Raw genomic sequence first — 10233 nt, 5'->3', positions numbered from 1 at the left:
GGCCGGTGGTCGAGAACGATCTCAGCTATCTCACCGATGCCGAGCTGGCGGCGGAGATCGCCAGGATCGAGCGCGAGATTCGCGGAGCGGGCGGCGTGCTCGAAGGACCAGCGCTCGATCGCGGCGATGACAGGGCTGCATCCCGCAATCCCCGCGTCGGCTGAGTTCCGGATCGCATCTGTTCAACACCGAGCAACGACCGTTGGTCGGTGGTGAACAGGGCGCCATGGTAAGATGGCATTCGAAGATGCGAGGAGGAGGAAAGCGGATGCAACGCCTGGTCGCGCTCAGCATCTGCTTCACCGGGATGGTGTGGACGATGGTCGCCTGTTCGATCGTATCCGCACCCGTCGGGTCAGTGCCTGGTCGAGAGGAACAGGGCGGCGGCGGAGAGTTCCGGTCACCTCCGCGGCCGTACGGGTCAGCGCCGCGCGGCACTTTGCCGCGGCTGCGCGTTGCGCCGTCCGACGAGCGGCCACTCTGGCTCCGCGACCTTCCGCAGCCGCTGGAGCGGTATCCTGCACCGCAGGATTGGGGTGGCGATCACCTGACTGCGCTGGAGATCCCTTCCGGTGCGAGCAAGGTGTCTGTCCCGCCAACGCGGGGCCGTGCGCCGTCCTCCGGGACCCCTTCCTGTGAGATTCGATCGGCGAACGGCGAGTTTTGCGTGAACTTTCTCCGCACGGCAGCGTTCCTTCTAAACGCCCCTGCGAAAGGAGACTTCGATGGCAAGCAGCGAGGACTGGCCCGAGGATAGGCATACTCGAGCTTTCATTGATGAACCTCGCGATGTGCAACGGGAAGATACCCAACTGCTCGGCGAGATTTCCGAACTACAAAGCGAAATCTCCGGATTGCGAAATGAGATCGCTGCGCTGAGCAAGAAGGTTGAGCTCCTTGTGGATGATCGCGCCGTCCCGTCCGTCAGCAATGCCGCGGATCGAGCCGGGATCGTGGCGCATGATGCAGTCGCAGCGGTTCAGCAGAGCGCGGCAGCCATGGCCAGTACGGTGCGAGGCCAACCGTTGACCACAGTCGGCGCCGCTATGTTGGCGGGCTTTACCATCGCCCAGTTGATGCGGCGCTAAAGATGCGCCAGTCCCGGCTCCGTAGGATTGCAGCGCAGGCGGAGGGGCTTCTAGCGCCAGGAAGCCCCGGCTTAGCCCCCCCGCGGCACCTGGAAGGCAGCCGCTCTCGTGCTCGCGTTCGCTGCATTGATGCGCGGCCAAATCGCACGACGTCGATATCGCTTGGACCGGTTAGCGGGGGCAGACCCCACGTGGCAACTCCGGGAAGTGCGCTTCCTTCCGAACGAAAGGATCAAAGATGAATAATCTCATCTATATCGTGGGCCTCGTGGTGATTGTGGTGTTCGTCCTTGGCTTTCTTGGACTGCGGTAAGAGAGGTTCAGTGTCGATAAGCCAGGATGTAGCCGAACTGCGAGTCATCGCGCCGAACTTCGCGGCATTCGAACGCCTCGGAGATAGCGTTGCTTTGTGGCCGCACTCGAGAAGTGGGGCGCGGCCGACATAACCGCGGCAACGGCGATCACCGGGACGGGGTCGTCCTGGAGAGCAGCCTTGAAACGGTCGTGTGGGTCCACACGGTTGCGCGACGCGGCGTTGCTACGCCGTTGGCCGTAAGCGCGCGCGCAAGCTCAGCGTAGCCGACCAGGCCGCCCTCCTGCAGTCGCTCCAACTCGAGGTGCAAACGATGCGCGGTCAGATCCGCGGACGCCTGGCGTGCGGCGGCAGCTGCCGAGGCGTTGGGCCCCACTGCTGGCCGATAGCCCCGGTTCCCACCCAGCGCTTGGCCTCGCGCCTTGGCCGCCGCCAGCGCCGCCCTGGTCCGCTCGCTGATCAGCTCTCGCTCCTTCTGCGCCATGGCGGCGTAGATCCGCAGCATCAGATCGTCGGCGTTGGGCATGTCGGCGGCCCGGATCGAGACGCCGTCTTCCAGCAATTGCGACAGCGTGTGGGCACGGCGGGTGATGCGATCCAGCCTTGCTGCAACCAGCACGGCGCCCAACTGCCGGCAGCGCGTTAATGCCGCCTGGAAGCCGGGGCGCCTGTCATCCTTGCCGGAGGCGATGTCGGAGTACTCCGCCACCAGCGTCCATCCCTGCGCGGCAACGAAGGAGCGGATGCTGGCCTGCTGGGCCTCCAGGCCCAGTCCGCTCTGGCCCTGCTCGGCGGTCGAGACCCGGGTAAGCCCGACCGCGAGACGAGGTGCCTGAACACCGAGGCGCATCAGCCGGCTTCTGCCGGCGTGGCGGTGGCACCGCAGGCGATCCGGTAGATCGAGTACGAGCCCTTCGCACCCTGCTTGTTCGGGCCGACCTGGCGCACGCGCTCAAGCACCTCGACGGTGAGGCCTTTCCGCTTGAGGCCGGCGAGGAAGCCGCGGACCGTGTGCCGCTGCCACGAAGTGGCCTCGATGACCTGGGCGATAGTGACGCCATCGTCTCGGCGCAGCATCGCCAGCACGGCCTCCTGCTTGGTGCCGGTGCGGGGCTGACGCGCGGCGGCGGGGTCGCGCGTGAGGCGAGGTACCCGCGGTGAGGCAGCCAGGACGTCCCGCAGACCCGCGACGGCGTCGTCTAGACCGTCGCGCTCCGGGGCGTCCCAGGCGACCAGGACCGCCGCCACGGCGATGCGCAGGGCGGCCGCTCGGCCCGTGGGCCCTTGGTGACTCACAGGCGGGCGCTGAGGGCCCTCTGGCGCCTCGTCGCTGGCGGAGGGCGGCGCAGACGGAAAGGCCGCCCGTGAGTCTGCTAGCCTCACCACGGGGAAGAGGGCGGCGTCGGGCCGCGCGCCGGTGTCCCCCGCCGTCGCCTGCCGCTGCACATCAACGGTGTCGGCCGAAAGGTCCTCGTCGGCCTCGAGGGCGGCCAGCGCGAGCGTCTGCTCCTCCGCGTACTCTGCCTCGGTCAGCCCGCCGAGTTGGGCCTCGTCCACCGCGGTGGCCGGCTCCGGCTCGACCCCGATGGCGTGCAGCCCCGTGTCAGTGATGCGCAGCAGTGTGGGCTGCCCGTCGATTTGCCAGGCATCCCGGGCGCGATTGGTACCGGCGTGCTCGTCGCTGACCAGCCCCTGCTTGAGCAGGGACTTCGCCACCGTCTGCCGCGCCGCTGCGGGCAGGCGTTGGGGCGGGAGTGCAAGCCGATCCTCGCGCTGGCTGGCCTGGCTGAGGATCACACGCTGGGTGTCGGATAGCTTCGTCATCGTCGGACTCCGGTTCTGCACCCGATGATCCGGGTGCTACCAGCCAGAGCCCCGCGGATCAGGCCTCAGCGGAGCAGCGCGGTGAACTCCGCGAACACGACCATTCGCTCCGAAGCAGCGCGAAGCCAAGCGCAGGTCGCGATCATCTTGTTACTTTCTCAGCAGAAGTCTCGCGTCGCCGGCATCCGCGGCGGTGGGAGCGGCTCCGTCCCGGTATCGTGTCCTCGCCCATCGACGCGAGTTGCCCCAACAGGCCCTTCTGGTGGGTGTGCTCCGGCGGGTCGATGCCCCTCCGGTCGCGTGCGCTACGACACGCGCAGGCCCGCTACCTCGATCGCGTTGACCCAGCGTGAATTCTCCCGCCGCACGAATTCCGCGAATTCTCCCGGCGGCATCGAGAAAGCCCGGCAGCCCTGGTCGGCCAGTCGCGCCACCACTGTTGGATCTTGTTGCGCCTGGATCACCGCGGCGGAAAGCTTCGCCGTCACTTCCGGGGGTAACCCTGCTGGTGTCACGATTCCCCACCAGGGCGCCGCACTGAAACCGGGCAAGACGGTCTCGGCGATGGTCGGGATCTCCGGAGCGAAAGCGCTGCGCTGCGTGGTCGTGGCTGCGAGCGCGGCGATGCGCCCCGCCCGCACGTGCTCTGCCACCGAAGTCAAGGCATCGAAGCAATAATCCACGCGGCCCGAGATCAGGTCGATCATCGCCGGCTGAGCGCCTCGATAGGGGATGTGCGTCGCCTCGATTCCCGCCGCATGATTGAACATCTCGGTCGTCAGATGGGATGTCGACCCGATGCCCGAAGAGGCATAATTCATCTTGCCCGGCTCGGACTTGGCCTTGGCGATGAAGCTCGCGAGGTCGTCCGCCAGACCTTGACGCGTGATGAGCACGAAGGGTCCGTCGCCGACTGGCGCGACAAAGCCGAAGTCACGGAAGGCATCATAGGGCACGTCGCGTTCGACCACCGAGCGGTAGAAGGTGCCTGCCCCCGCGGCGAGCAACGTGTATCCGTCCGGTGCGGCCTTGGCCACGAAGTCGCTGCCAAGCCCACCGCCCGCGCCCGGGCGATTGTCCTGCACGACGGGCTGGCCAAGGATCGGCGCCATGGCATCCCCGATGATCCGCGCGATGTTCGACGTCGCACCGCCGGGCGCCCAAGGTACCACGTAGCGAATCGGGCGGTTCGGATACGCGCTTTGCGCGCGTGCCACAGCCGGTACGGCCAGAAGGCCGGCGAGCACCGTACGGCGGCCAGTCGAGGCCTCGTCCTGTGCAAGCGGGTTGGAAGCTTCGGCAATGAGCGTCATGGCTTGGTCACTCCGCTGGGTCGGCGGCGATGGCGCGGGGCTTGCGGCCATCGGGGTAGGGCCAGCGCGGATCCATGAATTCCTGGATCTCCAGCACATAGCCCTCGGGATCGCGGAAGAAGGCGGAACGCAAATTGTATCCGCCGCGGGCCTCGAGCGGCTCGTCGAATACGACGCCTCTCTCGAGCAAGCGATCATAGGTCGCCTGGGCATCTTCGACGAGGAAGGTCAGCATGATGCCTTTGTTGCCGCGCGGCCGGCCCTCCTTGTCGCAGACGCCGAGGAAGGAGGTCGGCGTCCACTGGAAGATCTTCGCCACGCTCTGCTCGAGCACCAGCTTTAGCCCCATCACGTCACGATAGAACGCGGCGTGGCGTTCGAGGTCATCGGTGTAGAGGAAGGTGATGGACTGTTCGTAGAACAGAGGATCTGCGGTCATGGGTCTGCCTTGAGCGGATGATGGGCGATGAAGGTCAGGCGCCGGCGGTCGCCAGGTGGCGCGTGAGCGAGGCGAGGGTGCGATCCATTTCCGCATCCGTGCCGATGCCGACGCGCAGGAAGGCGGGCAAGCCATAATCGTCGATGCGGCGCACCGCGATGCCGTCGTCCAGAAGCGCCTGCCAGGCCGTGCGAGCGCAGGCAGCGTCGGGAAAGCCGAGGCAGATGAAGTTGGTCTGGCTTGGCAGCGGATGCAGGCCCAACGCGTTTAGCGCCGAGGTCGTTCGCCGCCGGGTGAGGATGGTCTCGGCTACAGCCGCGCGCATGAAGGCCATGTTGTCAAGCGCGGCGACCGCGGCGACCTGGGCCAACGCGTTAACATTGCCAATCTGTTTGACCCGTTCGAGCACCGCGATCAATTCGCGCGCCCCATGCGCCCAGCCGACGCGCAACGCCGCAAGGCCAAAGGCTTTGGAGAAGGTGCGCGTGACGATGACGTTGCCCGATTCCGCCGCGATGTCATGTCCAGCCGTGTAGTCAGGCGCATCGACATACTCGGCATAGGCGGAATCGAGCACAAGCACGATGTCGGGACGTAGCCCGTCGCGCAAGCGCCGCACCTCACTGGCCGAGATCGTGGTGCCCGTCGGATTGCCTGGATTGTCGAGGATCACGATCGTTGTCCGTGCCGTGACGGCGGCGAGAAGCGCATCAACACTAGCCGTGTGGGCCCGCTCGGGCGCGGCAACGGGCGTCGCGCCGACACGACTGGCGAAGATGCGGAATTGGATGAAGGTATACTCACCGAACACCACCTCGTCGCCGGGGCGGGCGTAGCAGCGGACGATGCTTTCGATCACCGCCTCTGACCCGTTGCCGCAGATGATGCCATCCTCTGGCAGGTCGAAACGCCGGGCGAGGGCGGCGCGCAACTGACGCGACTGTGGATCGGGGTAGCGGTTGAGCGATCCGCTGCCTCGCGCCACCGCCTCCAGCACCAGTGGGCTGCAGCCTTGGCTCGATTCATTGGCTGCGAGCCTCGCCCAGGCTGCAGGATCGCCAGCCGGGGCGCCGCCCTGCACGACGCTGAGGCCGGGATCTTCGACATAGGCGCGTGGCGTCACGACCGCCTCTGCTTCCAGGTCTCGAAGGCCGCGAGTGTCGTCGCATCGGGCGGATAGGTGCCCTCGATCGGGTGGCCGTCGCGGATGCGCTTAAGGATGAATGACTCGAGCAGCTCCTGCTTGCGCGCCATAGTGGCAATCTCCTCCGCGATCTCCTGGGGGATGCAGACCGCGCCCGTGGCGTCGCCCAGGATGATGTCGCCCGGGAATACCGCGACGCCAGAACAGCCGATCGGAAGGTTCCAATCGGCGACAGCGAACTTCACCGTCCCCGGCACCGGCGCCGAGCCGCGACAGAAAACCGGGAAGCCGACCTCGGTAATACCGGGGATGTCACTAACGCCGCTGTCCGTGACGAAGCCGCGCACCCCGCTCTGATGCAGCGCCTGGGCGAGGATGTCGCCGAGCGGCGAATAGCCGGCACTGTTGTCGGAATCGAATACGATCACTTGGCCGGGCTGCGCGGCGGCAAGCGCGCGGCGATGCAGATTCGGAAGCTTGCCCGTATTAGTCGCGTCGCGCAGATCCTCCCGCACCGGGATGGTTCGCACGGTGAAGGCCGTGCCGCAGACCCGCGGTTGAGCGGTGCTGATCGGGCGGAGGTCGGTGAAGTACCGTGACCGCATTCCAAGCTTTGTCAGGCAGGCGATCACGGTGGGGACGGAGAGATCGGCGAAACTGGCCGCAGGATCGATCATGGCAGTACCTGGTTCGAGGATGCATCGATTTGACTCAACCTAAGTTGGAGGGTGATCGATGAAGCAGAAAATGCCAAGCCGGGTGGTGTGCGAGATTGCTGCCGCGATCCACTTGGACGCCGTGCAGACAGGCGGAGTGCCGAGACCTTGGGCGCGTCCAGTCGAAGTTCGGCGCCAAGTTCCACGCAGTGCCGCAAAGCGCCATGTTATGACGCTGAAGAACCTGATGGTTCGAGGCGATCGAGCACAGGTGGCACATCGGTTTCGCCTGTCGAGGTGGCGGCGGAGAGGTTGCCCCGTGGCGGGCCGAACCTACAAGATCCGCGGCTCGAAGGGGTTTCAGACGTTCGCCGTCACATGGCGAAGATCTTCGTCCATTTGCTTACGCGGCGCGCATCCCCAATGATGGTTTCCGTGGTGGGGCAGGGGGCTCCGCCAGGTACGAGAGGACTGAGCATGCGCAGTGTGATCCTCGCCGTCCTGCTTGCATCTATCGGGATCCCCTCGGTCGCCAAGGGCCAGAGCTTTCCCGATCGTCCCATTCGCCTAGTTGTTCCCTTTGCCGTCGGAGGCACGCTCGATGTTATCGGCAGGCCGATCGCCGAGGCATTCCAGGGGATCATTGGCCAACCCCTGGTATTCGAGCACCGCGCCGGCGCAAATGGCACCATCGCCGCCGACTTCGTCGCCAAGGCGAGGCCCGACGGCTACACGCTGCTCTTCGCGGTGAGTGGTCCGGTGACCGTTGCCCCGTCTCTAATGGCGGCCCTGCCCTACGATCCGCAGCGGGACCTCGTGCCGGTCAGCTATCTCGTCAACATGCCGAATGCTCTCTTCGCGGCTGGCAACACGGTCGGGCAGGATCTCGCGGGCGTCCTTGCAGCGGGACGGGCGCAGCCCGGTCGGATTAGCTTCGGCTATCCGGGTCCAGGATCGCAGGGGCATCTCGCCATGACCTTGTTGTCGCAGGCGACCGGCACCGACTGGTTGGGGGTTTCCTATCGCGGCGCTTCGCAGGCGCTGAACGACATGGTCGCTGGTACGGTTGCGCTCACTTTCACCACCTACGCAACAACGCGGGGCCTCATGGCCGATGGCCGCATCCGGCCAATCGCTGTCGCCTCCAACAGGCGCACTGCCGCGATGCCGGATGTGCCGACCTTTGCGGAACTCGGCTATCCCAACGTTCAGGTGCCTCTCTGGGTCGGTGTCATGGCGCCAAGGGGCACGCCCGACGCGGTGGTCAACGGTCTGCACGAGACGCTCATCGCCGCTGTCACCTCACCGCCGGTGCGCCAACTCATGGACAGCCTCGGCGCCGACGTCACCGCGCAGGGGCCGGCGCCATTTGGTGAAATGATCCGAGAGGATTTTGTGCGCTGGGCGGAAGTCATCCGTCGCGGCAACATCCGCGCTGACTGAACAGAGGCAAGGAAGCACCCATGTCCCGCAAGGCCTATGGTGGAAAGGCACTCTACGGCGCGCGTGTCGGGATCCTCATGCTCGACATGGCATTCCCGCGCGTGCCCGGTGACACGGGCAATGCCGAGACGTGGCCTTTTCCTGTCCTTTACAAGGTGGTCAAGGGAGCGACCGCGCGCGAAGTCATCCACGAAAAGGGCGGCACGCTGCGCCAGCCATTCCTGGACGCCGCGGCGGAGTTAGTCAGCGAGGGGGCGGATGGGATCACCACCACGGGCGGCTTCCTCTCGATATTCCAGAAGGACCTCGCTGCCCATGTCAAAGTCCCGGTCGCCAGTTCGTCCCTCATGCAAATTCCGCTCGTGCAGAGCATGCTGCCGCTGGGTAAGCGCGTCGGCATTCTGACGGTGCAGGGCGAGCGTCTCGGGCCCGCCCATCTCCGGGCCATCGACGTCGATCCAACCACGCCCATCGTCGGCACCGAGAACGGGACCGAACTTACCCGAGTGCTCTTGGGCAATGAGCGCGAACTCGACTGCGAGGCCGCCGAAAAGGACATGCTGCAGGCAACCGAGGAACTGCTGCGACGGCATCCCGAGACCGGGGCGATCGTCCTCGAGTGCCACAATATGGCGCCCTATTCGCGCGCGGTAGCTAGGACGTTCCGCATCCCCGTCTACGACGTATACACGCTCGTCACGTGGTTTCATGCCGGTCTATCGCCGTGCGATTTCGGTCCCCCGGCTACTGGACCGGATTACGCCGACCGGCGCGCTCGTTAGGCGCCCCGCGCCCTAGGCTGGTCGAATGGAAGTTAGCAGTAGCTCACCGCGGCCGTCGTCTTCCTGTCCGCATCTCTAGATGCCGAGCAGAGCCCTAATGAATCGCAGCCCCATGCTTGGCAAGCACCTGGCGCGCGCGTTCGCGGACGAGTAGCGACCGTGCCCAGGTCAAAGGAAGAAGGTCGGCGACGCCAGCGGCTACTTCACCGTCACGAATGGCCGCGCATGCCTTCCAATAGATCTCGGCCTCGGCGCTACCGTCCGGTTGCGACGAGGTGCGCGCGATGATGGTTTCCATAACGAACGTCTCCCTTGCCGTCGGGACCAACGCCTTGCGCTGGGACCGGGTTGCACAAACGACAAGATGCAGAATATCGCGCCAAGATTAGGCTGGCGCTGCAACGCTTCGCACAATAGTGCCGGGGAGAACCCGCCACCTGCTATCCGCGGGACGGCTCACAGTGTGTTCCGCAGTGCTGACCCGCGAGGACATGGCCAGGCTCAGGCGGTGCGGGGCTTGCAAATGCACCCGGACTTTGAACAAAATCAACGTGGCCCTAGAATCAAGAACGCCAAAGGCGAAGAAGCAACAACCCTGGCCGATCCATCAATGATTGCGCGCTGCTGGTCTGACGGCCGAATTGCGACCTAACCACGGTCGCCAGTGTCGGTCGGGCACGCGCCGATGTTGAGGTTCAAAATGACCAACACGAAGCACGCCAGGCCAAGCGGCGTGGCATCATGCCCTCCCGACTACGGCGGCCGGTTCGCACCCATGCGCGGCGGCACGAGGCTGCTGAGGTGCCGACAATGCGGCAGCTCCTTCTCTGAAGACCGCATCGAGTACGGATGCAAACCTTCAGCCGGCGCGCCGAGCGATGTCCGCCAATGGTGGTGTCCGACGCCAGGATGCGATGGCGCGGGCGTAGGACATGAGATCATACCAGTTGAGGGAAGCGGCCATCCTCGGCGGCAAGGCCGGCTTCTGTGACATGCGGCGGGCGGATCAGAGCGCTTTGTGTTGCGAAGCACTTCCACCGCCCGCTGTCCGCCCCCTTAGCCAACTGTACCCTTGGTGCCGCACAGCAGTGCCCCGACCTCTGCGTAGTGTGAGAGCCCATCCGGGAAGTTTGGATTCACATTGAGGGCGTTGCGGCGAGGCGCCGCAGCATGATGCGGATCATGGCCATGCGGACAAAGGCGGCAGCGATGCGGCAATGCCGCTCGAAAT

Annotated in this window: 10 protein-coding genes; 3 read left to right on the top strand and 7 right to left on the bottom strand. The window is 65.6% G+C overall.

Features of this window, described 5'->3' with window-relative positions; genetic code table 11:
• The first annotated feature begins 725 nt into the window (after positions 1–725).
• A complete protein-coding gene (locus AAFN86_RS29340; RefSeq protein WP_347547262.1) occupies positions 726–1088 on the top strand; it encodes a hypothetical protein in 363 nt (120 codons plus the stop codon).
• A gap of 461 nt (positions 1089–1549) precedes the next feature.
• Here AAFN86_RS29340 and AAFN86_RS29335 read toward each other — a convergent pair whose 3' ends face one another.
• The 6 genes from AAFN86_RS29335 to AAFN86_RS29310 form a co-directional block, all read right to left on the bottom strand.
• Entirely contained in the window at positions 1550–2251 is a 702-nt protein-coding gene (locus AAFN86_RS29335; RefSeq protein WP_347547261.1) for a recombinase family protein, read from the bottom strand.
• Positions 2251–3225: a DUF3489 domain-containing protein gene (locus tag AAFN86_RS29330; RefSeq protein ID WP_347547260.1), complete on the bottom strand. Its 975-nt coding sequence runs from the start codon at positions 3223–3225 to the stop codon at positions 2251–2253. Before AAFN86_RS29330 ends, AAFN86_RS29335 begins: the two co-directional genes overlap by 1 nt.
• 305 nt (positions 3226–3530) lie before the next feature.
• Positions 3531–4538, bottom strand: a complete 1008-nt coding sequence (locus tag AAFN86_RS29325) for a tripartite tricarboxylate transporter substrate binding protein (protein ID WP_347547259.1) — start codon at positions 4536–4538, stop codon at positions 3531–3533.
• 7 nt (positions 4539–4545) lie between these two features.
• The gene (locus AAFN86_RS29320; RefSeq protein ID WP_347547258.1) at positions 4546–4977 is read right to left on the bottom strand and encodes a VOC family protein; all 432 of its coding nucleotides are present in this window, start codon (positions 4975–4977) and stop codon (positions 4546–4548) included.
• 34 nt (positions 4978–5011) lie between these two features.
• Positions 5012–6058: a histidinol-phosphate transaminase gene (locus AAFN86_RS29315; protein ID WP_347547264.1), complete on the bottom strand. Its 1047-nt coding sequence runs from the start codon at positions 6056–6058 to the stop codon at positions 5012–5014.
• 38 nt (positions 6059–6096) lie between these two features.
• A complete protein-coding gene (locus tag AAFN86_RS29310) occupies positions 6097–6798 on the bottom strand; it encodes a hypothetical protein (protein ID WP_347547257.1) in 702 nt (233 codons plus the stop codon).
• Between the two features lie 456 nt (positions 6799–7254).
• On the opposite strand from AAFN86_RS29310, the gene AAFN86_RS29305 reads away from it, so the two are divergent.
• The gene (locus AAFN86_RS29305; protein ID WP_347547256.1) at positions 7255–8220 is read left to right on the top strand and encodes a tripartite tricarboxylate transporter substrate binding protein; all 966 of its coding nucleotides are present in this window, start codon (positions 7255–7257) and stop codon (positions 8218–8220) included.
• A gap of 20 nt (positions 8221–8240) precedes the next feature.
• Positions 8241–9002 (top strand): aspartate/glutamate racemase family protein, encoded by a 762-nt coding sequence (locus AAFN86_RS29300; RefSeq protein WP_347547255.1) that lies wholly within the window; start codon positions 8241–8243, stop codon positions 9000–9002.
• A gap of 94 nt (positions 9003–9096) precedes the next feature.
• On the opposite strand, the gene AAFN86_RS29295 is transcribed toward AAFN86_RS29300, so the two are convergent.
• Positions 9097–9300 carry a hypothetical protein gene (locus AAFN86_RS29295; protein ID WP_347547254.1) on the bottom strand — a complete coding sequence of 68 codons (204 nt, stop codon included), beginning with the start codon at positions 9298–9300 and terminating at the stop codon, positions 9097–9099.
• Positions 9301–10233 lie beyond the last annotated feature (933 nt).

The sequence above is a fragment of the Roseomonas sp. CAU 1739 genome, from assembly GCF_039839775.1.
GTDB lineage: Bacteria > Pseudomonadota > Alphaproteobacteria > Acetobacterales > Acetobacteraceae > Neoroseomonas.
Note: the sequence above shows the minus strand (reverse complement) of the source record. Positions and strands in the feature narration are given on the sequence as shown.

What these genes read in the sequence shown, in the direction of transcription:
- AAFN86_RS29300 (WP_347547255.1), top strand. Translation starts at nt 8,241, where the DNA reads ATGTCCCGCAAGGCCTATGGTGGAAAGGCACTCTACGGCGCGCGTGTC.
- AAFN86_RS29340 (WP_347547262.1), top strand. Translation starts at nt 726, where the DNA reads ATGGCAAGCAGCGAGGACTGGCCCGAGGATAGGCATACTCGAGCTTTC.
- AAFN86_RS29295 (WP_347547254.1), bottom strand. Translation starts at nt 9,300, where the DNA reads ATGGAAACCATCATCGCGCGCACCTCGTCGCAACCGGACGGTAGCGCC.
- AAFN86_RS29335 (WP_347547261.1), bottom strand. Translation starts at nt 2,251, where the DNA reads ATGCGCCTCGGTGTTCAGGCACCTCGTCTCGCGGTCGGGCTTACCCGG.
- AAFN86_RS29320 (WP_347547258.1), bottom strand. Translation starts at nt 4,977, where the DNA reads ATGACCGCAGATCCTCTGTTCTACGAACAGTCCATCACCTTCCTCTAC.
- AAFN86_RS29305 (WP_347547256.1), top strand. Translation starts at nt 7,255, where the DNA reads ATGCGCAGTGTGATCCTCGCCGTCCTGCTTGCATCTATCGGGATCCCC.
- AAFN86_RS29325 (WP_347547259.1), bottom strand. Translation starts at nt 4,538, where the DNA reads ATGACGCTCATTGCCGAAGCTTCCAACCCGCTTGCACAGGACGAGGCC.
- AAFN86_RS29310 (WP_347547257.1), bottom strand. Translation starts at nt 6,798, where the DNA reads ATGATCGATCCTGCGGCCAGTTTCGCCGATCTCTCCGTCCCCACCGTG.
- AAFN86_RS29330 (WP_347547260.1), bottom strand. Translation starts at nt 3,225, where the DNA reads ATGACGAAGCTATCCGACACCCAGCGTGTGATCCTCAGCCAGGCCAGC.